Origin of the sequence: Pseudomonas parafulva NBRC 16636 = DSM 17004 (assembly GCF_000730645.1) — a bacterium.
In the GTDB taxonomy this organism is placed as follows: Bacteria; Pseudomonadota; Gammaproteobacteria; order Pseudomonadales; family Pseudomonadaceae; genus Aquipseudomonas; species Aquipseudomonas parafulva.
Genome location: NZ_BBIU01000009.1, coordinates 13,231 through 34,559, shown reverse-complemented (window position 1 = coordinate 34,559; position 21,329 = coordinate 13,231). Strand labels below are relative to the sequence as shown.

At 63.5% G+C, this 21,329-nt stretch carries 27 protein-coding genes; 8 read left to right on the top strand and 19 right to left on the bottom strand.

The genetic code is table 11. The annotated features are described in order from the left end of the window. Positions 1–24 precede the first annotated feature (24 nt). The 5 genes from PPA02S_RS07560 to ribBA form a co-directional block, all read right to left on the bottom strand. Positions 25–1,173, bottom strand: coding sequence for an ABC transporter ATP-binding protein (locus PPA02S_RS07560; RefSeq protein WP_028634436.1), 1,149 nt, complete (start codon positions 1,171–1,173; stop codon positions 25–27). A gap of 20 nt (positions 1,174–1,193) precedes the next feature. Further along, positions 1,194–2,003, bottom strand: a complete 810-nt coding sequence (locus tag PPA02S_RS07555) for an ABC transporter permease (protein ID WP_028634435.1) — start codon at positions 2,001–2,003, stop codon at positions 1,194–1,196. 6 nt (positions 2,004–2,009) lie between these two features. Continuing rightward, positions 2,010–2,927, bottom strand: coding sequence for an ABC transporter permease (locus PPA02S_RS07550; protein WP_028634434.1), 918 nt, complete (start codon positions 2,925–2,927; stop codon positions 2,010–2,012). Continuing rightward, positions 2,924–3,949 carry a polyamine ABC transporter substrate-binding protein gene (locus PPA02S_RS07545; protein ID WP_028634433.1) on the bottom strand — a complete coding sequence of 342 codons (1,026 nt, stop codon included), beginning with the start codon at positions 3,947–3,949 and terminating at the stop codon, positions 2,924–2,926. The genes PPA02S_RS07550 and PPA02S_RS07545 overlap by 4 nt, the downstream gene beginning before the upstream one ends. 181 nt (positions 3,950–4,130) lie before the next feature. Then, entirely contained in the window at positions 4,131–5,252 is a 1,122-nt protein-coding gene (ribBA, locus tag PPA02S_RS07540) for a bifunctional 3,4-dihydroxy-2-butanone-4-phosphate synthase/GTP cyclohydrolase II (RefSeq protein WP_028634432.1), read from the bottom strand. Positions 5,253–5,329: 77 nt separating this feature from the next. On the opposite strand from ribBA, the gene PPA02S_RS07535 reads away from it, so the two are divergent. From PPA02S_RS07535 to PPA02S_RS07510, 6 genes are all read left to right on the top strand, one after another. Next, positions 5,330–5,617, top strand: a complete 288-nt coding sequence (locus PPA02S_RS07535) for a DUF1330 domain-containing protein (protein WP_028634431.1) — start codon at positions 5,330–5,332, stop codon at positions 5,615–5,617. Between the two features lie 55 nt (positions 5,618–5,672). Further along, the gene (locus PPA02S_RS07530; protein WP_028634430.1) at positions 5,673–6,074 is read left to right on the top strand and encodes a hypothetical protein; all 402 of its coding nucleotides are present in this window, start codon (positions 5,673–5,675) and stop codon (positions 6,072–6,074) included. Positions 6,075–6,184: 110 nt separating this feature from the next. Next, complete coding sequence (locus PPA02S_RS07525) at positions 6,185–6,406, top strand: MbtH family protein (RefSeq protein WP_028634429.1); 222 nt, start codon at positions 6,185–6,187, stop codon at positions 6,404–6,406. Next, positions 6,403–7,122, top strand: coding sequence for a thioesterase II family protein (locus PPA02S_RS07520; protein WP_028634428.1), 720 nt, complete (start codon positions 6,403–6,405; stop codon positions 7,120–7,122). The genes PPA02S_RS07525 and PPA02S_RS07520 overlap by 4 nt, the downstream gene beginning before the upstream one ends. A gap of 57 nt (positions 7,123–7,179) precedes the next feature. Then, complete coding sequence (locus PPA02S_RS07515; protein ID WP_028634427.1) at positions 7,180–7,731, top strand: hydrolase; 552 nt, start codon at positions 7,180–7,182, stop codon at positions 7,729–7,731. A gap of 14 nt (positions 7,732–7,745) precedes the next feature. Beyond that, positions 7,746–8,810 carry a DUF1615 domain-containing protein gene (locus tag PPA02S_RS07510; protein ID WP_169338820.1) on the top strand — a complete coding sequence of 355 codons (1,065 nt, stop codon included), beginning with the start codon at positions 7,746–7,748 and terminating at the stop codon, positions 8,808–8,810. Between the two features lie 73 nt (positions 8,811–8,883). Here PPA02S_RS07510 and PPA02S_RS07505 read toward each other — a convergent pair whose 3' ends face one another. The 9 genes from PPA02S_RS07505 to PPA02S_RS07465 all read right to left on the bottom strand — a co-directional run bounded on the left by PPA02S_RS07505 (position 8,884) and on the right by PPA02S_RS07465 (position 16,419). After that, positions 8,884–9,747: a metal ABC transporter substrate-binding protein gene (locus PPA02S_RS07505; RefSeq protein ID WP_028634425.1), complete on the bottom strand. Its 864-nt coding sequence runs from the start codon at positions 9,745–9,747 to the stop codon at positions 8,884–8,886. Next, complete coding sequence (locus PPA02S_RS07500) at positions 9,744–10,643, bottom strand: metal ABC transporter permease (protein WP_028634424.1); 900 nt, start codon at positions 10,641–10,643, stop codon at positions 9,744–9,746. The genes PPA02S_RS07505 and PPA02S_RS07500 overlap by 4 nt, the downstream gene beginning before the upstream one ends. Next, complete coding sequence (locus PPA02S_RS07495) at positions 10,643–11,389, bottom strand: metal ABC transporter ATP-binding protein (protein WP_028634423.1); 747 nt, start codon at positions 11,387–11,389, stop codon at positions 10,643–10,645. The genes PPA02S_RS07500 and PPA02S_RS07495 overlap by 1 nt, the downstream gene beginning before the upstream one ends. After that, positions 11,386–12,288, bottom strand: coding sequence for a metal ABC transporter substrate-binding protein (locus tag PPA02S_RS07490; RefSeq protein WP_028634422.1), 903 nt, complete (start codon positions 12,286–12,288; stop codon positions 11,386–11,388). The genes PPA02S_RS07495 and PPA02S_RS07490 overlap by 4 nt, the downstream gene beginning before the upstream one ends. A 17-nt stretch (positions 12,289–12,305) precedes the next feature. Continuing rightward, a complete protein-coding gene (locus tag PPA02S_RS07485) occupies positions 12,306–12,875 on the bottom strand; it encodes a DUF6162 family protein (protein ID WP_028634421.1) in 570 nt (189 codons plus the stop codon). After that, entirely contained in the window at positions 12,872–13,192 is a 321-nt protein-coding gene (locus PPA02S_RS07480; RefSeq protein WP_028634420.1) for a hypothetical protein, read from the bottom strand. The genes PPA02S_RS07485 and PPA02S_RS07480 overlap by 4 nt, the downstream gene beginning before the upstream one ends. Then, complete coding sequence (locus PPA02S_RS07475; RefSeq protein ID WP_028634419.1) at positions 13,189–13,728, bottom strand: PA2404 family protein; 540 nt, start codon at positions 13,726–13,728, stop codon at positions 13,189–13,191. The genes PPA02S_RS07480 and PPA02S_RS07475 overlap by 4 nt, the downstream gene beginning before the upstream one ends. Beyond that, positions 13,725–14,918 (bottom strand): PepSY-associated TM helix domain-containing protein, encoded by a 1,194-nt coding sequence (locus PPA02S_RS07470; RefSeq protein WP_028634418.1) that lies wholly within the window; start codon positions 14,916–14,918, stop codon positions 13,725–13,727. The genes PPA02S_RS07475 and PPA02S_RS07470 overlap by 4 nt, the downstream gene beginning before the upstream one ends. A 166-nt stretch (positions 14,919–15,084) precedes the next feature. Next, the gene (locus PPA02S_RS07465; RefSeq protein ID WP_028634417.1) at positions 15,085–16,419 is read right to left on the bottom strand and encodes a lysine N(6)-hydroxylase/L-ornithine N(5)-oxygenase family protein; all 1,335 of its coding nucleotides are present in this window, start codon (positions 16,417–16,419) and stop codon (positions 15,085–15,087) included. A 153-nt stretch (positions 16,420–16,572) separates the two neighbouring features. Between PPA02S_RS07465 and PPA02S_RS07460 the strand changes: the two genes are divergently transcribed. Then, positions 16,573–17,004: a hypothetical protein gene (locus PPA02S_RS07460; RefSeq protein WP_028634416.1), complete on the top strand. Its 432-nt coding sequence runs from the start codon at positions 16,573–16,575 to the stop codon at positions 17,002–17,004. 13 nt (positions 17,005–17,017) lie between these two features. Here the strand turns inward: PPA02S_RS07460 and pbpG are convergent, their stop codons facing one another. From pbpG to PPA02S_RS07440, 4 genes are all read right to left on the bottom strand, one after another. Then, positions 17,018–17,947 (bottom strand): D-alanyl-D-alanine endopeptidase, encoded by a 930-nt coding sequence (gene pbpG / locus PPA02S_RS07455; protein WP_028634415.1) that lies wholly within the window; start codon positions 17,945–17,947, stop codon positions 17,018–17,020. 156 nt (positions 17,948–18,103) lie between these two features. Then, the gene (locus PPA02S_RS07450; protein ID WP_028634414.1) at positions 18,104–19,237 is read right to left on the bottom strand and encodes an HWE histidine kinase domain-containing protein; all 1,134 of its coding nucleotides are present in this window, start codon (positions 19,235–19,237) and stop codon (positions 18,104–18,106) included. 187 nt (positions 19,238–19,424) lie between these two features. After that, positions 19,425–19,607 (bottom strand): hypothetical protein, encoded by a 183-nt coding sequence (locus tag PPA02S_RS07445; RefSeq protein WP_028634413.1) that lies wholly within the window; start codon positions 19,605–19,607, stop codon positions 19,425–19,427. A 93-nt stretch (positions 19,608–19,700) separates the two neighbouring features. Next, a complete protein-coding gene (locus tag PPA02S_RS07440) occupies positions 19,701–20,036 on the bottom strand; it encodes a hypothetical protein (protein WP_028634412.1) in 336 nt (111 codons plus the stop codon). 158 nt (positions 20,037–20,194) lie between these two features. Here PPA02S_RS07440 and PPA02S_RS07435 point away from each other — a divergent pair, with 158 nt between their 5' ends. Beyond that, positions 20,195–21,016 (top strand): shikimate 5-dehydrogenase, encoded by an 822-nt coding sequence (locus PPA02S_RS07435; RefSeq protein ID WP_028634411.1) that lies wholly within the window; start codon positions 20,195–20,197, stop codon positions 21,014–21,016. Positions 21,017–21,033: 17 nt separating this feature from the next. Here the strand turns inward: PPA02S_RS07435 and PPA02S_RS07430 are convergent, their stop codons facing one another. Then, entirely contained in the window at positions 21,034–21,276 is a 243-nt protein-coding gene (locus PPA02S_RS07430) for a hypothetical protein (RefSeq protein WP_028634410.1), read from the bottom strand. Positions 21,277–21,329 lie beyond the last annotated feature (53 nt).

Below are 21,329 nucleotides of genomic sequence, written 5' to 3'. Positions count from 1 at the left end.
CGTGGCACCGCCGCGTTCAAGGCTTCAATGGGCTCCAGCCGACTTGCTCAGGTCGCTCTCTGCCCATTCGGTGTAGATGCACGCATCGGCCACCGCCCAGCGCACGTGCACCGCATCCCCTGGCTGCATCGGCATGCCGGCAGCCGACAAGGCCTTCACGGTCAGCTCGGTCCCCCCCGCCGTGATCACGTGGCAGGTTTGGCTTTCGCCCAGGAACAACACCTCGCCGACCTTGGCGCTGACTTCGTTCCAGCCCGAAGGCAGGGGCTGTGCCGCGGCCTGTTCGGCGGTCAGGGCCAGGGCTTTTTCAGGCCGCACCATCACCAGCGCATCCTGCTCGGCAACCAGCCCCGGGGTGAGGCGGATGGCCACCGGCTGCCCCTCGAAGCGCCCGGCACCGTTGCCGGTGGCCTTGATGCGCAGGAAGTTGGAGTTGCCCAGGAACGAGGCCACGAACGCATTGGGCGGGTTCTGATACAGGTCGTAGCCGGTGCCCAGGCCGACGATCTTGCCGTGGCTGAAAATGGCAATGCGCTGGGACAGGCGCATGGCTTCTTCCTGGTCATGGGTGACATACACGATGGTGATGCCCAGCCGGCGGTGCAGCTGGCGCAGCTCATCCTGCAGGTCTTCGCGCAGTTTCTTGTCCAGCGCGCCGAGTGGCTCGTCCATCAGCAGGATGCGCGGCTCGTACACCAGCGCCCGGGCAATGGCCACGCGCTGCTGTTGGCCGCCGGACATCTGCGAGGGTTTACGGTGGGCGAACGGTTCCAGTTGCACCAGCTTCAGCATGGCATCCACGCGCTTTTTGGTTTCAGCGGCGGCGAGTTTGCGGATGGCCAGCGGGAAGGCGATGTTGTCGCGCACGTTCAGGTGCGGGAACAGCGAATAGCGCTGGAACACCATGCCGATATCACGCTTGTGCGGTGGCACATTGACCAGCGACTGGCCATCCACCAGGATCTCGCCACTGCTGGGGGTTTCGAAGCCGGCCAGCATCGACAGGGTAGTGGACTTGCCCGAGCCGCTGGAACCCAGGAAGGTCAGGAACTCGCCATCCTGAATGTCCAGGTCGAGGTTGTCCACGGCGGTGAAGTCACCGTAGTGCTTGTTCAAGCCCCGCAGGCTGACCAGGGGCTTGCCTGGCGCGTTGTCTTTGATCACTGCACTCATTGTTGTTTTTCTCCGCGCGCTCAGGCGTTTGTTTCGGTACGCCGGCGCAAGGCGGCGGCAATGAACATCACAAGCAGCGAAAGGCCGATCAGCAGGGTCGAGGCCACCGCAATCACCGGGCTGAGGTCCTGGCGCAAGGTGGTCCACATCTTCACTGGCAGGGTCTGCAACTCAGGGCTTGCCATCATCACGCTCAGCACCACTTCATCCCATGACACCAGGAAGGCAAACAGGCCGCCTGCAATCATGCCCGGGCGGATGGCCGGGAACGTGACCTTGAAGATGGCCTGCAGGCGCGAGGCCCCGCAGATCACCGCAGCGTCCTCGATGGACTGGTCGAACAGCTTCAGCGAGTTGATGATCGAGATGATGGTGAAGGGCAGTGCCACGATCACGTGGCTGACCACGAAGGCGAACAGCGTGCCGGTGTAGCCCAGCTTGAGGAATAGCGCATACACCGCCACGGCAATGATCACCAGCGGCACGATCATCGGCATGGTGAACAGGCCGTAGAGCATTTCTCGCCCGGGGAAGCGGCCGCGCACCAGCGCAAAGGCTGTTGGCAGGCCCAGCAGCACAGCCGCCACCGTGGTCAGCACGGCGACTTTCAGGCTGGCCAGCGCCGCGTCCATCCACTCAGGGTTGGAGAAGAACTGGCCGTACCATTTGAAGGTCCAGCCCGGCGGTGGGAACACCAGCCACTGGGACGAGCCGAACGAGAGCAACACGATGAACACCACTGGCAGCAGCAGAAAGGCCGCAATCACCCCGGTGGTCAGGTACAGGCCCGTCCGCAGCGGGCGGCCCATGGCATTGGGAGACAGGAGCATGGCGGTTTACCTCGCGTTGCCAACCGGGGATTCCGGTTGCAGCTTCAGGTACAGGTAAAAGAGCACCAGTGTGATCAGCACCAGCAAGGCGGCGGCGGCGCTGGCCAGGCCCCAGTTGAGGAACGACTGCACCTGCTGGATGATGAACTCGGGCAGCATCATGTTCTGCGCACCGCCCAGCAGGGCTGGGGTGACGTAGTAACCCAGCGACATCACGAACACCATCAGCGCGCCGGAGAACAGCCCCGAGCGGCACAGCGGCAGGAACACCTTCCAGAAGTTGGTCCAGGGGCTGGCGCCGCAGATCGAGCCCGCCTGCAGCACCATCGGGTCGATGGCATGCATGGTGGCCTGCAGCGGCAGCACGATGAACGGGATCATGATGTAGCTCATGCCGATCACCACACCGGTCAGGTTATGCACCATTTCCAGCGGGGCATCGATGATGCCGATGGCCATCAACGCCTTGTTGATCACCCCCGAACTCTGCAGCAGCACCAGCCAGGAATAGGTGCGCGCCAGCAGGCTGGTCCACATCGACAACAACACGATGTTCAGCAGCCAGCGGCCCCAGCCTTTGGGTACCAGGGTAATCGCCCAGGCCAGGGGGAAGCCCAGCAGCACACTGATCAGGGTCACCAGCCCGGCTACCGAGAAGGTGTTGAACAGCACCCGGGCGTAGGCGGAGTTGGCGAACAACTGCTCATAGTTGCCAAGCCCGGGGGTGGGCTCCAGTACACCACGCAGCAACAGGCCGACCAGCGGGGCGAAGAAGAACAGGCCGAGGAACAGCAGGGCGGGCAGCAGGTTGCGGCTGCCTTTCCAGCGCTGGCCAAGGCTGGCCCGCCGTGGCGCCGCAGCGGTGCCGCCGGTGCCCGAGGGGGCACCTTGGGCATTGTGCAGGGCGTTGATGGCAACCTTCATTTGACCAGCCACTCATTCCAGCGGGCAGCAATGGCCTGGCCGTTTTTTGCCCAGTAGGCGAAGTCCAGGGTGACTTGGTCCTGGGCATAGGCGGTTGGCAGGTTCGGGGCCAGGGCCTTGTCCAGTCTGGCCACGCTGTCGACGTTGACGGGGGCGTAGGCGGTCTTGTTGGCGAACTCGGCCTGGCCTTCGGCGCTGCTGGCGTTGGCCAGGAATTTCATGGCCGCGTCCTTGTTCTTGGCACCTTTGGGGATGACCAGGAAATCGGCCATGACCAGGTTCTGCTTCCAGCTCACACCCACCGGTGCGCCATCTTGCTGCAGGGCGTACACGCGGCCGTTCCAGAACTGGCCGAGGGAGGCTTCACCCGAGGCCAGCAGTTGCTGGGACTGGGCGCCACCGCCCCACCAGACAATGTCCTTCTTGATGGTATCGAGCTTCTTGAAGGCGCGGTCCAGGTCCAGTGGGTACAGCTTGTCGGGGGCGACGCCATCGGCGAGCAGGGCCAGTTCAAGCACGCCCGGGCTTGGCCATTTATACAGGGCACGCTTGCCGGGGTAGGTCTTGGTGTCGAACAGCGCGGTCCAGTCGGTGGGTTTGCTGGCGCCCAGCTTGCCCTCGTTGTAGCCGAGCACGAAGGAGAAGAAGAACGAGCCGACACCATGGTCGGAGACGAACCGGGGGTCGATCCTGTCGCGTTTGATCTGGGTGAAGTCGAGGGGTTCGAGCAGGCCTTCGCTGGCGGCGCGCAGGGCAAAGTCGGCTTCTACGTCGACCACGTCCCACTGCACGTTACCGCTTTCCACCATGGCCTTGAGCTTGCCGTAGTCGGTCGGGCCGTCCTGCACCACCTTGATGTCGGTGGCTTTGGTGAAGGGCACTGCCCATGCTTCCTTCTGGGCGTCCTGGGTAGTGCCGCCCCAGCTGACGAAATTGACGCTTTCGGCGGCCTGGGCAGCCTGGCACGCCAGGGTCAGCAGGCTTGCAGACAGCACTGCGGTTACACGTTTGCTCAACAGCATGGTTACGCCCTCGTTGCTTTTTGTTATTCGAGGCGGGGTGTGGTGCGCCCGCCAACAGTATTCGGGGAGCAGCTACAGCATATTCAAGGTCTACGGGATATCATATTATGGTATTCCAAACTTTTCGCAAGGGGCATGAGGCGACCGGCCATCACTCCGCGCTTTGCCCGGCGCCGCAGGTTCAGCCGAGCATCCCGGGTTCAAAGGGGATGCTTTGCACCACTTCCAGCTCATAGCCGGCAAGGCCTGCGTATTTCAACGGCGGCCCCAGGTGGCGCAGCTTGCCGACGCCCAGGTCCTGAAGAATCTGGGCGCCGGTACCCACCTCCGAGTACACCTTCGACTGGCCCCGCTGGTAGGGCCTCAGCGGTTGCGTAAGGTGCGGCACGCGCTCCAGCAGGGCCTGGGAAGACTCATGGTTGGCCAGGATCACCACCACGCCGGCACCTTCCTGGGCCACTTTCTGCAAGGCGGCCCACAACGTCCAGTTGGCAGGGCCGGCGTATTCGGCGCCCACCAGGTCGCGCAGCGGGTCGATCACATGCACCCGCACCAGGGTCGGTTGTTCGCGGCGAATGTCGCCCATCACCATGGCCATGTGCACACCGCCTTCGATGCCGTCTTCATAGGTGACCAGGCGGAAGGTGCCATGCACGGTTGGCAGTTCACGTTCGCCGATGCGCTTGACGGTCTGTTCGTTGCTGAGGCGGTAGTGGATCAGGTCGGCGATGGTGCCGATCTTGATGCCATGGCGTGCGGCGAATACTTCCAGGTCGGGGCGCCGCGCCATGGTGCCGTCGTCGTTGAGCACTTCCACGATCACCGACGCCGGGCTGAAACCGGCCAGGCGCGCCAGATCGCAGCCCGCTTCGGTATGCCCCGCGCGGTTCAGCACACCGCCTTCACGCGCACGCAAGGGGAAGATATGGCCCGGCTGCACCAGGTCTTCCGGGCGCGCGTCCGCGGCCATCGCGGCGGCCACGGTGCGGGCGCGGTCGGCGGCAGAAATACCGGTGGTTACCCCGGTAGCCGCTTCGATCGACACGGTGAACGCGGTGCTGAAGACGCTGCCATTGGCCGGCACCATCTGCTCCAGGCCCAGGCGCTGGCAGTGCTCGTCGGTCAGGGTCAGGCAGATCAGCCCGCGGGCTTCGCGGGCCATGAAGTTGATTGCCTGGGCATCGCAACGTTCGGCTGCGATCAGCAGGTCGCCTTCGTTTTCCCGGTCTTCATCGTCTACCAACAGCACCATCTTGCCTTGGCGGTAGTCCTCGAGAATCTCATCGACGGTGTTGAAAGCCATGTTGCACACTCGCTGTGGCTGGTTGATTATTATGGTATACCATCATACATAAAATCATTTCGAGAGGAGAGTTACGCATGAAGGCCTACTGGATCGCCCATGTGGACGTCACCGACCCTCAGCAGTACCTGCAATACACCCAGCGTGCCCCGGCGGCGTTCCAGTCGTTCGGCGGGCGGTTTCTGGCGCGCGGTGGGCGCAGCGAGGCGGTGGAAGGGCGTGCCACCCCTCAGCGTAGCGTGGTCATCGAGTTCGACTCCTACGAACAGGCGCTGGCCTGCTACCACTCAGACCAGTACCAGCAAGCCTGTAGTCATCGCCAGGGGGTGGCTCGGGCCGAAGTGATCATCGTCGAGGGGGTCTAGGGCTGAGCCACAAGGCAGGGACCACAGTGCAGGTAAAACTGGCTATGCTTGGCCGATGACCAGCCCTGCACCCCTGCGCCAACCTTGCCCGCCGGGTGCCTGTAACTGCGGCCGTGAACAACTGGCCACTCACGCACAGGCCGCCCAGCGCATTCTTCTGCTGAACCGGCAGGAAGAAAAGCGCCTGCTCGAGCGGCTGGAAAACCTCCAGTCCCTCGAAGACCTGTACCGCTTGCAGCAACGCTTGTACGACAACCTCGGTATCCGGCTGCACATCGCCCCCGGCCACCATGAGGTGCGCACCATGCGCGGCATCGTCATCGAACTGGACGATCAGCCGGGGCTGTGCCGCAAGACTCGCCAGGCCATCCCGGCGGCCATCCGCCGGGGCCTGGAGCGTAACCCACAGGTGGCGTTCCGCCTGCTCGACACCCATGACTTGCTGCGCGATGCCTGATGCAGGGCAGCGTTGCCACGCGGGGCTAATTTTTTTACAACCTGCCACGTCTACTTCAAAGCCCCCTGCGCCCCTGGCGCTGCTGCCCTCATCATTCAAGGAGACAGGCAATGACTTCCGTTTTCGACCGTGACGACATCCAGTTTCAGGTCGTGGTCAACCACGAAGAGCAATACTCGATCTGGCCCGACTACAAAGCTATCCCTGATGGCTGGCGCGCCGTGGGCAAAAGCGGCCTGAAGAAGGAGTGCCTGGCCTACATCGACGAGGTGTGGACCGACATGCGCCCGCTGAGCCTGCGCCAGAAAATGGCGGAAGCTGCTGCGCAGTGACCACGGTCAACCTGCTGTGCCTGCCGTACTCGGGCGCCAGCGCCATGGTGTATAGCCGCTGGCGGCGCAAGCTGCCCGCCTGGTTGCAGGTGCGCCCGGTCGAGCTGCCCGGGCGTGGCGCACGCCTGGGCGAGCCGTTGCACACCGACATGCAGGGCCTGGCCCGGCAACTGGCGGCCGAGCAGCGCCTGGCGGCCAACGCCCCTTACGCCTTGCTTGGCCACAGCCTGGGTGCGCTGCTGGCGTTCGAACTTGCCCATGAATTGCAAGGGTTGGGGTGCACCCCACCCATGGCGCTGTTCGCCTGCGGTACGGCGGCGCCCACCCGCCGTGAAGACTACGATGGCAACAACTGGCGCGAGCCCAAAACCGACCCCGAGTTGCTCGACGAACTGCGCACACTGCAGGGTACGCCGGAAGAAGTGCTGGCCAACCCTGAGCTGATGAGCCTGACGTTGCCCATTCTGCGGGCCGACTTTCTGCTGTGCGGCACCTACGCCTACCGCCAGCGGCCTGCGTTGCAATGCCCGTTGCACGTGCTGGGCGGCGAAAACGACCGCGCCAGTGATGAGCAACTCGACGCCTGGCGGCTGGAGACGCGCGGTGCCTTCTCCAGGCAGATGTTCAGCGGCGGCCATTTCTTCATCCACGAGCATGAAGACCGCGTACTGGCTGCCCTGACCCGCGCACTGGAACCGTTGCGCCAGTCCGCCTGATTGACGTCCCCGGTTGCCTGGGAGAGGCTAGGGCTTTTCCCAGGCAAGGGGCAGGCAATGCTGATTGACCCGAACAAGGCCACGCTGCTGGTCATCGACATCCAGGAAAAACTCATCGGCGCCATGAGCGACCCTGAAGGCACCCAGGCCCGCGCTCGCTGGTTGCTGGCGGTGGCAGCAGAACTGAAATTGCCGACGGTGATTTCGGAGCAATATCCTAAAGGTCTTGGCCCTACACTCGGGCCGTTGCTGGAAGCCGCGCCGGGGGCCAAGGTGGTGGAAAAAAGCCATTTCTCCTGCGTCGCTGCCCAGTGCCTGCCCAGCGAGCTGATGGCGCGTGAGCAGGTCATCGTCTGCGGCATGGAAACCCACGTGTGCGTGTTGCAAACCGTGCTTGGCCTGCTGGCGCTGGGCAAGCAGGTGTTCGTGGTGGAGGACGCCTGTGACAGCCGTACCCAGGCCAACAAGGCCGCCGGGTTGGCGCGTATGCGCGGTGCCGGGGCGCAGGTGGTGACCCGCGAGATGGTGGTGTTCGAGCTGATGGGCAGTGCCAGCCACCCGTCTTTCCGGCATATCAGCAAGACGTTTCTGGTAGGGGAACAGCCCTGAACCGGCGCGCGGTAATGGGCGTGGTGATCGCCCTGGCGCTGCTGCAAGGCTGCGCCGGGCGCCGCGAACCCACCCCCCAGGCCGACCCGGCGCAGGTGCGTGCGCAGCTCATGCGCCTGCTGCCGGCACAGGCACGCGACCGTGCGGGCTGGGCTGACGATATCCAGACCGCGTTTCAGGCCCAGGGCCTTGAGCCCAGCCAGAGCAACCTGTGTGCGGTGCTGGCGGTGACCGAGCAGGAGTCCACCTTCAACGCCGACCCACAGGTACCCAACCTGGGGCGTATCGCCCGAGAGGAAATCGACCGCCGTGCGGCGCGGCTGCATATCCCCAGATTGCTCGTCGACGGTGCATTGAAAACCCCCTCCGGCAACGGTCAGAGCTACCAACAGCGGCTGCTGTCGGTGCGCAGCGAGCGGCAACTCAGCGAACTGTACGATGAGGTGATCGCCCGGGTGCCGTTGGGCAAGACCTTGCTCGGTGGCCTGAACCCGGTGCGCACCGGTGGGCCGATGCAGGTGAGCGTCGCCTTCGCTGAACGGCATGCACAGGGCTACCCCTACAGCCAGGCTGGCAGTATCCGCCAAGAGGTGTTCAGCCGCCGTGGCGGAATGTATTTCGGCATCGCCCACTTGCTGGGTTACCCGGCCAATTACGACCGCCAGCTGTACCGTTTTGCCGACTTCAACGCAGGCTGGTACGCCAGCCGCAATGCTGCGTTCCAGGCGGCGTTGAGCCAGGTGACGGGCGTGCAACTGGCACTGGACGGTGACCTGATAGCCCCTGGTGCGATCATGCCAGGTACCACAGAGCAGGCTGCGCGCAGGCTGGGCGCCAAGCTTGGCTTGCGCAACCCGCAAATCCGCAGCCAGCTGGAGCAGGGCACCCAGCTGGACTTCGAAGACAGCCGTTTGTACGCGGGGGTGTTTGCGTTGGCCGATGCCGCCGCTGGCAACCCACTGCCACGTGCGGTGCTACCCGGCATCGAGCTAAAAAGCCCGAAGATCACGCGCAAACTGACCACGGCTTGGTTTGCCGGGCGGGTGGATGAGCGGTATCAGCGGTGCATGCGGCGTTAGCGACGCGGGTCTCGGTTCCCATAGCCGGCAAGCCGGGTGCCACATGCCCCAGCTGAAGCCGGCAAACCCTGCATCAACTGTCGACCAGCGCCTTGATAACCTGGTCGACACTGGCCTTCAGCCCCCCCAGCGCATCCTCAGGGTCACTCTCCACCACCACCAGTTTGGCCCCGGATGCCCTGATCACCTCAGCCACGGCAGCTTCTGGCTGCCGATGGTCCAGCACCAGGGCCACATCCTGCGCCTTCAGGTTTGCCCCCAGCGCCTCGAGCGCGGCGGTATCCCAATCGTTCGGCAGCGGTTGCTCAACCACATCCAGGTTCAACCCGCTGGCCAGGTAGCTCAGCCGCTCCGACAGGCTCACCACCGTCAGGTTGTCGACCTTGGCCAGGCGTGTCTGGCTGCTGGCGGCCAGCTCCAGCAGTTGGCGCTTGAACCCCGCCAGGTTGCCCTGGATCCTGGCTTTGTCCTGGGGCGAAAGCCGCTCCAGGTCATTGGCCATCACATCCGCCATGCGCCCGAGGTTGGTGGGGTTCAGCCAGGGGTAGGCGGCATGGGCATCGTCACCGCTCACTGCGATGCCCGGCAGTGCACCGTCGACGGGGCGCGCCGCGTCAATTTCCACGATGCGGATATTGCTGCGCCTAGCCACCGGGTAAAGCGGGTCGTCGCGCCATAGGGAGCGCAGCCCGATCACCGCGTCGGCCTGCTGCGCCGCCTTCTGCAAACTGGCGCCGCCGCGCCCGCTGAAGTACGACGGTTGCCGGCTGGCAGGCAGGTTGGCCGGTGCTGCCCGTTTCAGCTCCACCGTGGTGCCGTCCAGCAGGGCGCTCGCCAGGCTATGGGTCACGGGCAGGGCGGTCAGCACTTGGGTGGCGAACGACAGCGACGGCAGGCTGGCCAGGGCCACTGTCAGGGTCAGGCGTTTCAGGTTCATGCCGGGTTTCCTTGCAGGCGTGGGACGAGGGCGCGGGCCAGTGCCGCGAGGGCGAAGCAGATGCCGGCAACCAGGATGATCGCGGCGCCTGAAGGCACCGGCAGGTCGCAGACGATGGGCAGCAAGATACCGAGCAGGGTGCTGAGCGTGGCGATCAGCACCGACAAAAAGAAGAAGCCTTTGAGCGACTGGCTGACCAACCGCGCGGCGGCAGCGGGGATCACCAGCAGGGCACCCACCAGAATCGCCCCGATCACTTTCACCGAGGCCACTGTGACCAGCGTGACCAGCATCACGAACAGGTAATCCAGGGTTTTCACCGCTACGCCGCGCACGGCAGCCAGCTGCGGATTGAAGCTGGCCAGCATGATCCGGTTGTACAACGGCAAGGCCAGGGCCAGCACCAGCGCAGCGACGATGCCCAGTACGACCAGGTCCTGGCCGCTTACGGTCAACACCGACCCAAACAATACGTTTTCCAGGATGTGCACGTTGATCTTGCCGGCCAGCATCAACAGCAGGCTGGCCCCGAGGGCCAGGGACACCGACAGGAACACGCCGATCAGCGTATCCGGCGACAGCCCCGTACGGTTGCGCAGGAAGTTGAGCAGGATGCCGAACAGCAGGCAGTAGCCGAACAGGCTGCCATAGGGGCCGGTGTAGGGCTCGCCCAGCAGGATGCCGATTGCCACGCCGGTGAGCGCCGCATGGCCGACCGCTTCAGAGAAGAACGCAAAGCGCTTGACCACCACCAAGGTGCCGAGCCCACCCAGGACCGGGCCGATCATCAGGCCTGCCAGCAAGGCGTTGACCACAAAACCGTAGGCCAGTGCCTCCGGCAGGTAGCCCAGTGTGGCCCACTGCTGGACCAGTTGACGGAAGGATTCGAAGCTCATCAGGCAAGGCTCTCGCTGCGCGGGTGAACGGAGAACAGGCCGAGCAGGCGCTCGGGCGTGAGGGCCTGGGCGGGCGGTGCGTCAAACAGCACCTTGCGGCTCAGGCCGGTGACCCGGTCTGCCAGGCGCAGCACCGCCTCCAGGTCGTGTTCGATCCACAGCACCGTCGTGCCGGCCTGGCGCCAACCGGCCAGCAACTGCTCGAACACCTGAATGCCTGCCTCGTCCAGCGCCGACATGGGCTCGTCCAGCACCAGTAATTGCGGCTCGGGGATCAGGCCCTGGGCCAGCAGCACCCGTTGGCGCTCACCACCCGACAGCGCGCCCATGCGGCGCTTGCGTTTGTCCAGCATGCCGACCCGCGCCAGCGCGGCGTCGATGGCGGGCTGCACGCGCCGGGACAAGCCCAGGAACGCGGGGCGTTTCTGGCACATGGCGGCCATGAAGTCATCGACGGTCATGGGTAGCCCACGGTCGAATTCCAGCGCCTGTGGCACATAGCCGATAACCTCCCGCTCGCCTGGCCAGCGCAGGGTCAACTGACCCTGGTGCGGCATCTGCCCAAGCAGTGTCTTGATCAACGAACTCTTGCCGCCACCATTGGGGCCGACGATGGCGTGCACAGTGCCGGGCGCGACGCTGAAGGCCACCTGCTCAAGAATGCGCGTGCGCCCCAGGGTGAGGTCGATGCCACCGAACTCGATGGCCGGGCCACAAGCCGGCTGCACGTGGGCGGCGGCGGTCATGCGCGGTTCTCCTGAATGGCCCGCACCACGGTATCGAGGTTGCGCTTCATCTCCACTTCATACTTGTCCTTGGTGTATTCCCCGTAGGAGATGTGGGTCAGTGGGTACAGGCGAACGCCGGCCTCGCGCTGGATGGTTTCCACGTAGGCGGAGGGGAAGTCCATTTCCGAGAAGATCACCCGCACATCCAGCGCCTTCAACTGGTCGATGGTCTTTTTCAACTGGGCGGGGCTGGGTTCGATCCCATGGGCCGGCTCCACCACCGCGGTGACTTCCAGGCCGAAGTCGCGCACCAGGTAGTCGTAGGCGGCATGGATGGTGGCCACGCGGAAGGTGGCGCTGGGCGCCTCGGTCACCTTGGCCAGGGCCTCGGCCCGCAGGGTGCGCAGGCGCTTGCCATAAGCGCGGGCGTTCTGCGTGTAGAACTTGGCGTTCGCCGGGTCCAGCTTGCCAAGCTCGCGGGCGATGTTATTGACCTGCGCAATGGTGGTGCTGATGGACAGGAAGGTATGGGGGTTGACGACCTTGCCCGCACCCCGTGCGGCGATGCCTGTGGCGGCGAGCAAGGGGACGTTCTGGTTGGACTCGATGGTGGCGATGCCGGGCTTTTCGCTGGCGGCGATCATGCGGTCGGCAAAATCGTCATGGCCCACACCGTTGAGCACCACCACGTCCAGCGTGCCTATGCGCTTGATGTCCTCAGCCCGGGGCTCGTAGGCGTGGGGGTTGAAACCCGCGGGAATCAACGGCACCACTTCGGCCTTGTCTGCGACGATATTGCTCACATAGCTGTAATAGGGGTGCAGGGTGATGCCGATGCGCAGTGGCTTGCCACTGTCGGCCAGGGCCATGGCCGGCAGGGCGATGGCCAGAAGCAGGGCGAGGGCGGAGCGAAACATGGGAAGTCCTTTTGGGTTCAGTGGCGGTGTTCGCGGGTGACACCGGCGTCGTAGTGGCTGACCACCTGCCGCCAGCCCGCTGCAATCAAGGCTGCCTGGCCGAGGTCGTCGGGTGGCAGGTGGCTGCTGTCGCGGCGTAGCCAGATATCCGGTTGGCCGTCGTTGCCAGCGGGCAGGATCAGCAGCAGGCTGCCGGCGATGTCCGGGGCCTGGCTGCGGCCGAGGTAGGCGCCGGCCTGCAGCCACGTCCACTGATGGTTGCCGCGGCTCTGGCTGCCGGCGTCATCGACGAAAGGCGGCAGGCCGTCTTCGGCCAGCGCCTGCACACCCGGGGCAGCCTGGCGTTCTTCGCGCAGCATCTGGATTTCGTCGAAGGCCACCCTCAGGTCGGTATACAGCCCCTGTTCGGCAGCCGTCAGGTCGCGACGTGCATCGAGCTGGTGGCGCTCGATGGCCTGCTCGTCTTCACGCTCGCCACGCAGCGCCACCACCCCTGCTGCCAGCAACACGATCAATACGCTGACCAGTAGCACGTACAGGGTTTCGTGCCCGGCACCCGCCGGGCGTATCACCTGGGCGCGGCTCATGGTTGTGGGATGTCGGCGTAGTCGACTTCCACCACATGCCCGGGGCCGGCGTCGAACAGCACATAGAACTCGCCATCAGGGCGCTTGAAGGTCAGGGTCGAGTCTTCCCCCAGCTTGCCGCCGACCAGCACCTGCTCGTCGTAACCAATCACGTCCAGGGTTACGCCAGGGGCGCCGCTGCCATCGGAGAAGCCCCCCGTGCACTTGACCTGCCCGCTGGCAAGTTCCTCGCATTCGCACATGGGGTTGTGGGCCATCGCCGGGGCGGCGGCCAATAGCAGCGTCGGTAGCGCGAAGGTGCGCATCAGGTGTTTCATTTCTTGCCTCCTTGTTTCTTGAGCCACGCCACGGTAGCGGGCGACGCCTGGGCCAATGGGACCGAAGCCTGGTGCATGCTGCCGTCCCAGCCTTCCACGGTGATCCAGATCTGGGCATCGGGGCTGGTGCGTGGGGGAATAGGCAGTGAGGTACTCATGTTGTAGGGCGCACCAAAGAAAATGGTGCCGGCAGCGCGCAGGCTGCGGGGTTTGCCGATACGCAGGTAGGTCGCCTTCACGTCCTGGATGCAGGCCTTGCACAGTGCGGCGTTGAAGACCTTGAAAAACCCGGCCGGGCCGTCGGCCTGGGGTTCCTGGTCGCGCATCTCGGCCAGGTCCAGGCTGTAGGGGCCCACCTGGATGTCGCGCACGATGTTGGCGCCCAGGCCCGCTTCGCCGCGGAACAGCTTGGCATCGGCGAAGTACTTGGGCATGAAGCCCAGTGGGATGAGGATCAGCAGGATGTTGAGGTGAAAACGCCATTTCAGCCAGGCTTGTTTCAACGGGCTGGCGGTGAGGGTCTGGGCCCGGCTCATGAGTGGACCTCCACGGTGGTTTCACGCGGGAGGTTGCGGGGGGCGCGTTCACCGCGCTTGAGCGCGGCAGCAGTGGCTTGGGCGGTACGCTTGGTCCAGATAAGCAGGCCGCTGAACACCATCAGGGTCAGTACCAGCCCGAAGAAGAACCACACCAGCTTGATCGGCAAGCCACCAAAATCGCCCGTGTGCAGCGGGCGCATGGATTCGGTGACGAACTCGAGCGCCGACCTGTCGCTGATCAGAAACTGGCTGTCGATCGTGCGGGTGTAAGGGTTAACCGCCGCACTCTGGTGCATCAATGGGTACCAGCCTGGGCCGCTCAGGTTGATGTGGCTGTAGGCGGTAGACGGCAGCGAAACGAAGCTGACTTCCAGCCCGGGGATGGCCAGGCCTGCCAGGCGCACAGCCTCGTCCAGGTCGATGCGCGGGGCAGGGGAGCCGTCTTGGGTTTGCGGGACCTGCTCCCGTGCGATGACAGGCACGACCTTCTCGCTTGAGAGGGTGATGTGATTGTCAAACAGGATCGCCTGGATCAGGAACCATGTGCCGGTAATGGAAATGACTGCAATGAACCAGATCGACCACACCCCGGCCAGGCGGTGCAGGTCACCCCAGAAAATTCGGGAGCCATGGCCGGTTCGCACCGGTTTGAAGAAGCCCTTCCAGAACTTCTTGTACACCACCAGCCCGGTCACCAGCGAGGCCAGCATGGGCAGGCCCAGTATCGAGACCAGGTACCACCCCCAGCTATAGCCATTGGTGAAGGGCACCAGCCACCAACCGTGCAGCGCGCGGGTGAATGCCTCGAAGTTGAAGTCCGGGGTCTTGCCCTGGATGGCGCCGGTGTAGGGGTTTACATAAAGCGTCGGGCTGGTGCCGTCTGGCAGGGTGACATTGGCCTTGACGGCGAAATGCGAGCCATCTGGCTGGCTGAGGCCACCCACGATCATGTCTGGCTTGGCTTCATGCAGGGCATCCAGTACCTGCTGGAAGGTCATACGCTGCGCGTCGCCATCAGGCTTGTTCGCCCGCACCGCCGGGTCGGCCAGCCAGACGATCTCCTGGCTGACCACGGCGAGCATGCCAGTGAAACAAACGATGAGCACGAAGAACCAGATCGGCAAGGCGAGCCAGCTGTGGACCAGGAACCACAACCTGGACTTGGATTTTTTCGGTGTTTTGGCCATCAGACAGTCTTCTGCAGGGGATAGTCGAGCGTGAGCCCAACCAAAAAGGGCTGTACTGATAAGGACGAATGAGAATCAAAAAACCGTCGTTTTAAATGCAAGCAAATGTTTCAGATGGCCGAAGCCGGCCCGTGGTGAAACCATGGGCCGGCCTGGAAGCGGTGGGTCAGGCGCTGGTCAGCGCTACAGCAGGTTGCGGTTTGCCTTGCAGGTGCGACAGGTCGTGGTAGAGGGCCCGGCCAATTTCTGCTGCACGCGATGGCAGCACAGACAACAGGGTGTCGCTCAGGCCATGGCTGTTCTCACAGAACCCCTGCAGATACACCGCAGCCTGCAGGTCAGGGCTGGCCAGTACCCGGTAATTGCGGTCGACGTTGAAATCGTCCAGGTAGCCTGCCAGCGGCGCCAGCAGCTCGCGGTGCGAGCGGCGTTCGTAGCCGGTCGCCAGGATCACGGCGTCGTAGCGGTGCGTCTGCTGCTGGCCGGTGGCGAGGTCACTGAGTGTCAGCTCCAGCCCGTCGCGGGTGGCCACCACCGCTTCCACCTGGCGCCGGCACAGCACGTTGTGACGGTGCTGGTGGGCGACCTTCTGCCGGTAGAGCACGCCGTAGATGCGCTCGATCAGGTTCAGGTCCACGACGGAGTAGTTGGTGTTGTGGTATTCACCCAGCAACTTGCTGCGTTGTTCGGCCGGCTCGTTGAAGACCAGGTCGGTGTAGTCCGGGGCAAAGATTTCGTTCACGAACGGGCTGTCGTCCGCGGGCTTCAGGGCCGTGGCGCGCAGGATCATGTCCACCTTGACCGACGGGTAGCTGTCATTCAGGTCGATGAATGCCTCTGCGGCGCTCTGGCCGGAGCCGATCACTGCAATGCGCATGGGTTTGCCGTCAGTGCAAGGCAGTTTCTTCAGGCTGCTGAGGTATTGGGAGTGATGGAATACCCGGGGATCATCCTTGAACGCGCCGAATTTCTGCGGAATTTTCGGGGTGCCACCACTGCCCACCACCACCGAACGGGTACGACGGCTGTACTCCCGGCCCTGGGCGTCGCGCGACACCAGCCGCAAATGTTCGACGCGGCCGGCTACAACCTCGGGCTCGATGCGCAGCACTTCTTCGCCATAAACGGCCTGGGTGGCGAAATGCTCCGCTGCCCAGCGCAGGTAATCGTTGTACTCCAGGCGGCACGGGTAAAAGGTGCCCAGGTTGATGAAATCGGCCAGGCGTTGCTTCTGGTGCAGGTAGTTGACGAAGCTGTAGGGGCTGGTGGGGTTGCGCAGCGACACCAGGTCCTTGAGAAACGAGATCTGCAACTCGCTCTGGGTCGCCAGGGTTTCGCCATGCCAGCGGTAGTCCTGCTGTTTGTCGATGAACAGTGCATCCAGTGCATGGCCCTGCACTTCGGCGAGTTCCTCCAAGGCGATGGCCAGGGCGAGGTTCGAGGGGCCAAAGCCCACGCCGATCAGATCTTTGATAGTTTCCTGCTGTGAGGCCTGGGTCATGGCTGCAATTCCCTGAAGGTCGAATGTGAGCGCGCCAGCGCTGATACATGTTTTGGAACGAGCCAGGGGATAGGGAATTTAGCAGCCTAAAGACCCGGCCACGGCGGCCGATAGGCAGAGGTAGGACGAACATAACCTTTGAAGGGAGCCCACATGGCAGGGATAAACGCAGGCAACCTGATGATCAATGGGGTCTCGGCCCAGGCACTGAGTGAGGCCGCCGCTACCGCTCAGGCCGTCACCTCTGGCGGCGCTGTGACCATCCCCAGCGACAGCATGCGGATGTCCAAGGCTAGCCAGACGCAAGACACCGAGGCCAGCGACCTGGGTGAATCGGAAGCGGTGAAGCAGCTGCGGCAATTGATCAAGGACCTGCAAAAGCAGCTGGCCGAGGAGCAGAAGCAGCTGGCAGCTCTAATGGCCAGCAACATGGAAGACACCGCCAAGGCCGCTGCGGTGGCGGCCAAGCAAGCCAGCATCGCCAACCTCAGCGGGCAGATTCTAGCGGCCTCCGGGCAATTGCTGCAGCTATTGAAGGACAGCGGCAGCAGCAGCGCCGGCGCCACGTTCAGCGCCGAGGCCTGACATGCTGTAAGGGCTACTCCGCCGCCACACGGCCCTTGCCGTGTCTATCGGCCTTGTATTGCATGGCCACGGCCGGGGCCGGCTTGGTCGCACCGGTTTCCAGCCATTGGCGCATACGGCTGGCATCGGCGAAGTGGGTGTACTTGCCAAACGCATCGAGAATCACCATCGCCACAGGGCGGTTGTCCATGCGGGTCAACAGCACCAGGCAGTGCCCTGCCTCGTTGGTAAACCCGGTCTTGGTCAGCTTGATGTCCCAGTTGCTCTTGTTGACCAGGTGGTCGGTGTTGCGGAAACCCAGGGTGTAGTTGGGCTTGCGGAAGGCCACCGTTTTTTCACGCGTGGTCGACAGGCTGCTGAGCATGGGGTACTTGCGCGCCGCCATCAGCAGCTTGGTCAGGTCCCGGGCAGTGGAGACGTTCTGGGTGGACAGCCCGGTAGGCTCCACATAGCGTGTGTGGGTCATGCCCAGGCTGCGGGCCTTGGCATTCATTGCCTTGATGAACGCCGGGTAGCCACCGGGGTAGTGGTTGGCCAGGGTGGTGGCCGCACGGTTTTCCGATGACATCAGGGTAATCAGCAGGGTTTCGTGGCGGTTCAGTTCACTGCCCAGCCGCACCCGTGAATAAACGCCTCTCATCTCGGGGTTGTTGGCGATGGTCATGGTCAGCATTTCGTCCATCGGCTGCTTCGCGTCCAGCACCACCATTGCCGTCATCAACTTGGTGACCGAGGCAATGGGCAGCACCCGGTCTGGACGGCTTGAATACAGTTCCTGGTTGGTGTTCAGGTCGATCAGCAACGCGCTGCCCGATGCCAGGTGCAGTTTGGCAGGGTCGCGCTGAAGTTGGGCGTGAGGCTGAGCTGCAGCAGCAATCGACGTGTGGGTTGCGGTACCTGTGAGCAACAGCAGCAGGCTGAGGATGGACAGGGTTGTTTTCACGTTGTGACTCACTAATGGTTGGTATGTCGTTGGCTGTGCGAGGGTTTTTCCCAGAACCGGCGCATTCTGGAGTATGGCTGAACAGCTGTCGAATGCCTTATTCCAAAAGGGCGCAAGGTGAAGAGAATTTAATCCGAGGCGCAAGGCGGCCCCAAGTCATATGAGTACGCACTCGCCCTCGGCCGCCTTGCCCAGGCGTGCGCTGAACGGGGCGCTGATGGTGCAGCGCAACCCTTCAACGTGGTAGGCAAATTCCGCTTTCCCATCGAACGCATTGCGCAAGCTGCCGTGAATCATCAGCGAACCATACCCTTTGCGCTGGGGAGGGCAGACCGGCGGGCCATTGTGTTCCTGCCATGCGAACCTGAATTGGCAGCCTTCTTCGGCATGGTCTTCCAGGTGCCAGCGGATAGTCGCCGCGCCCCCAGGCTGGGAAAATGCCCCGTACTTGGCGGCGTTGGTTGCCAGTTCGTGCAGAACCAACGCCAATGCGGAGGCAGCCTCGGGCGCCAGGATGATGTCAGGGCCCGAGTAGCAGCCTGCCGTCTCTGCCATATACGGGGCCAGGGTTTCAGCCAGCAACTCAGTGAGGCGCGATGATTTGTCGGCCAACGCCAACGCGTGCGCTTTCTGCATCATCAACAGGCGGTTGTCCAGCGTTCTACGAAACTGCGGGAACTCCGGGTAGTGCCTCGCTGTGAGCACCGCGACCGCACCGATGGTGCTGAACAGGTTTCTCATGCGGTGATCGAGTTCCGCGATGAGTATCTGGTTAGCCTCCTGGGTGCGGCTGTAGGCACACAGTTGCGCACACAGCCGTGAAGCGCAGGTGATGGCGTGGCGCTGCTCGGGATTGAGTGGCCTCTGCGGGTCGTAGATGACGGCCAGCGTACCCTGCACATCGCCCTCTTTGCTCAAGGCAGGGAATGAGGCTAGTGCCAGCAAGCGGTGCTGGTGAAACAGGTTTTTCCATTCGGGAGAAAAACGCGCATCGGTGGCGACTTCAGGCACCTCTATGACCTTGCCACTTAAAATCGCCAGGCCGCAGGAGCCGCGCTTGCCGGTAATCGGGTTGCCCACCAATTGTTTGCTGAAGTCGGCCGGCAGGCTTGGGAAGAGCGAGTACCGAAAGGTTTTACCCGGCTTGTCGAGGATGTTGACACCCACATGGCTGCCGGGAATACCCGCAGCCAGGGCAATGACCAAGGCTTCGAGTAGCGGCAGAATCGAACCGCCCCTGGCCATGACATCCACGGCTCTATCACGAAAATCATCGACCAATGCGGTCATATGCAGGAAGCCTCGTCCGGAAAGACCAACGCTGTTCGTCAGCGGGCGGACGAATGCTCAGCATTGGAAGGTTACCGCTTTTTGGTACTGGCCGCAGTAGCGATGATAACGGCGTGCACCGAACCGCAAAAAAAGAGCCCGCACGAAGGCGGGCAACAAGGGAGGGAGCAACGCATCAAATGGGGTGTCATGCCAGCAACATGCCGGGTTGCAACTGTTCGGCCAGCGCTTTGGCCGATGCCAGGCTACGCAACGGGCCACTCACCGTTTCGCCGTTGCGCATCAGGTACCAGCAGGCCAACAGGCCCTGCTCCCGCAGCGAGGTAGGCACTGCGCTGCCGACAACGGACATGATCTGGATAGTGGCCATGGGTGCCTCCTGTGGAACATGGCTCTACCTTAGCCAGCAGCGCGTGGCATGAGAAATCAACGTGCTCAATAGTCGTTATCAGTTCTTTCAACCTTACCAACGGGGTGGGCCGTAATAGACCGGTGGCGGGCCATAGTAGGCGCGGTAGCCCGGCGGCGGTGGCGGGGCGGGCGCGTAGTAAGGCTGGTAGTACACCGGCTGGGGCGGTGGCTGTACGTAAACCGGTGGTGGCGCGTAGTACACGGGCGGGCGTTCGACGTAAACGGTGCGGTCATGGCCGCCGTAGGCCGTTGCGCCGATCACTGCACCGACCACAGCGGCACCCAGCAGGGGCCCGGGCCCGGCCCAACCGCGACCATGGGCAGCAGCGGGCCCGCTGATGGCCAAGGCGCCGACCAGCAGTGCGATTGCGGCAATATTACGGTTCATGGAGCAACCTCATGGAAAACCCCGAGTCGGGGCCTTCTTACTATGACTCGGCCTCCGGTCAGCTGTGTATGGGGGAAGGGTAAAGGTTGTGTAAGGGGCGACAAATGGAGCGCTCTGGTACGCTGCTCAATCGTTTTACTCATGACCGAGGAGCACCCATGTCCACCACCCCCAGCAGGGATACCGTACTGTGCATTTCCCTGGCAGGCCGCCCTGGCACCTTTGGTGTGCGCTTTCATAACCACCTGTATCAACAGCTCGGCCTGGACTTCTACTACAAGGCCATGCGCACCGATGACCTGCCAGCTGCGGTGGCGGGTATCCGCGCACTGGGCATTCGCGGGTGTGGGGTCTCCATGCCCTACAAAGAAGCCTGCATGGCGCTCGTGGATGAGATCGACCCTTCCGCAGCCGCCATCGAGTCGGTCAACACGCTGGTGAATACCGACGGCCACCTGAAGGCCTACAATACCGATTACATGGCCGTGCGCCAGTTGCTAAGCCAGCATCAGGTCGACCCTCGTACCGCGTTTGCGTTGCGCGGCAGCGGCGGCATGGCCAAGGCGGTGGCCAGCGCCCTGCGCGATGCAGGCTTTAGCGAAGGCATCATCGTCGCCCGTAACGAGCAGGCAGGCCGCCAGTTGGCGGATGTTTGCGGCTATCGCTGGCTACCCGAACTGGGCGACCTGTGCCCACCGATGCTGGTGAACGTTACACCGGTGGGCATGGCCGGCGGCCCGGAGGCCCATCAGCTGGCATTCAGCGAAAACGCCATCGCCGCGGCCGAGCGGGTCTTCGATGTGGTCGCCATGCCTGCGCAAACGCCACTCATCAGCCGCGCCCAAGCGTTGGGCAAGCCGGTCATCACCGGCCTGGAGGTGATCGCCTTGCAGGCGCTGGAGCAGTTTGTGCTGTACACCGGTGTAAGGCCCACGCACAGCCAGGTGCAGGCAGCTGTGGCCTACGCCAGGGACGCCTGATGCCCGATCACGATGCCTCAGAACACCTGCTGCCCATCGTCCAGCTGGCGATCGACCAGTGCGCGACCGTGGGCCAGCGATACGTGCTGGGCATTGCTAAGGTCGGAGAAAAACTGCATCGGCATCGACAGGCGTCTGCTCATGTGCCCATCAGGGGCAGTAATCAGGCAGCCGGCGCTATAGGGCAGGGGCGAGTCGGGGTGGGGCATCACACTGGCGGTGATGATGTGCTGGCGGTATTCACAGTGCAGGGATTGCATGGTCAGTACCTCGCTGTGGCAGGTGAAGCCTTCACTCCATATACCACAGCGGG

Bases quoted from the DNA above. Each gene is read 5' to 3' on its own strand.
- PPA02S_RS07490 (WP_028634422.1), bottom strand. From the start codon at position 12,288: ATGTTTCGCTCCGCCCTCGCCCTGCTTCTGGCCATCGCCCTGCCGGCC.
- PPA02S_RS07450 (WP_028634414.1), bottom strand. From the start codon at position 19,237: ATGACCGCATTGGTCGATGATTTTCGTGATAGAGCCGTGGATGTCATG.
- PPA02S_RS07560 (WP_028634436.1), bottom strand. From the start codon at position 1,173: ATGAGTGCAGTGATCAAAGACAACGCGCCAGGCAAGCCCCTGGTCAGC.
- PPA02S_RS07525 (WP_028634429.1), top strand. From the start codon at position 6,185: ATGACTTCCGTTTTCGACCGTGACGACATCCAGTTTCAGGTCGTGGTC.
- PPA02S_RS07465 (WP_028634417.1), bottom strand. From the start codon at position 16,419: ATGACCCAGGCCTCACAGCAGGAAACTATCAAAGATCTGATCGGCGTG.
- PPA02S_RS07430 (WP_028634410.1), bottom strand. From the start codon at position 21,276: ATGCAATCCCTGCACTGTGAATACCGCCAGCACATCATCACCGCCAGT.
- PPA02S_RS07470 (WP_028634418.1), bottom strand. From the start codon at position 14,918: ATGGCCAAAACACCGAAAAAATCCAAGTCCAGGTTGTGGTTCCTGGTC.
- PPA02S_RS07505 (WP_028634425.1), bottom strand. From the start codon at position 9,747: ATGAACCTGAAACGCCTGACCCTGACAGTGGCCCTGGCCAGCCTGCCG.
- PPA02S_RS07555 (WP_028634435.1), bottom strand. From the start codon at position 2,003: ATGCTCCTGTCTCCCAATGCCATGGGCCGCCCGCTGCGGACGGGCCTG.
- PPA02S_RS07515 (WP_028634427.1), top strand. From the start codon at position 7,180: ATGCTGATTGACCCGAACAAGGCCACGCTGCTGGTCATCGACATCCAG.
- PPA02S_RS07460 (WP_028634416.1), top strand. From the start codon at position 16,573: ATGGCAGGGATAAACGCAGGCAACCTGATGATCAATGGGGTCTCGGCC.
- PPA02S_RS07500 (WP_028634424.1), bottom strand. From the start codon at position 10,643: ATGAGCTTCGAATCCTTCCGTCAACTGGTCCAGCAGTGGGCCACACTG.
- PPA02S_RS07535 (WP_028634431.1), top strand. From the start codon at position 5,330: ATGAAGGCCTACTGGATCGCCCATGTGGACGTCACCGACCCTCAGCAG.
- PPA02S_RS07545 (WP_028634433.1), bottom strand. From the start codon at position 3,949: ATGCTGTTGAGCAAACGTGTAACCGCAGTGCTGTCTGCAAGCCTGCTG.
- PPA02S_RS07435 (WP_028634411.1), top strand. From the start codon at position 20,195: ATGTCCACCACCCCCAGCAGGGATACCGTACTGTGCATTTCCCTGGCA.
- PPA02S_RS07445 (WP_028634413.1), bottom strand. From the start codon at position 19,607: ATGGCCACTATCCAGATCATGTCCGTTGTCGGCAGCGCAGTGCCTACC.
- PPA02S_RS07440 (WP_028634412.1), bottom strand. From the start codon at position 20,036: ATGAACCGTAATATTGCCGCAATCGCACTGCTGGTCGGCGCCTTGGCC.
- ribBA (WP_028634432.1), bottom strand. From the start codon at position 5,252: ATGGCTTTCAACACCGTCGATGAGATTCTCGAGGACTACCGCCAAGGC.
- PPA02S_RS07510 (WP_169338820.1), top strand. From the start codon at position 7,746: ATGGGCGTGGTGATCGCCCTGGCGCTGCTGCAAGGCTGCGCCGGGCGC.
- PPA02S_RS07530 (WP_028634430.1), top strand. From the start codon at position 5,673: ATGACCAGCCCTGCACCCCTGCGCCAACCTTGCCCGCCGGGTGCCTGT.
- PPA02S_RS07495 (WP_028634423.1), bottom strand. From the start codon at position 11,389: ATGACCGCCGCCGCCCACGTGCAGCCGGCTTGTGGCCCGGCCATCGAG.
- PPA02S_RS07480 (WP_028634420.1), bottom strand. From the start codon at position 13,192: ATGAAACACCTGATGCGCACCTTCGCGCTACCGACGCTGCTATTGGCC.
- PPA02S_RS07485 (WP_028634421.1), bottom strand. From the start codon at position 12,875: ATGAGCCGCGCCCAGGTGATACGCCCGGCGGGTGCCGGGCACGAAACC.
- PPA02S_RS07475 (WP_028634419.1), bottom strand. From the start codon at position 13,728: ATGAGCCGGGCCCAGACCCTCACCGCCAGCCCGTTGAAACAAGCCTGG.
- PPA02S_RS07550 (WP_028634434.1), bottom strand. From the start codon at position 2,927: ATGAAGGTTGCCATCAACGCCCTGCACAATGCCCAAGGTGCCCCCTCG.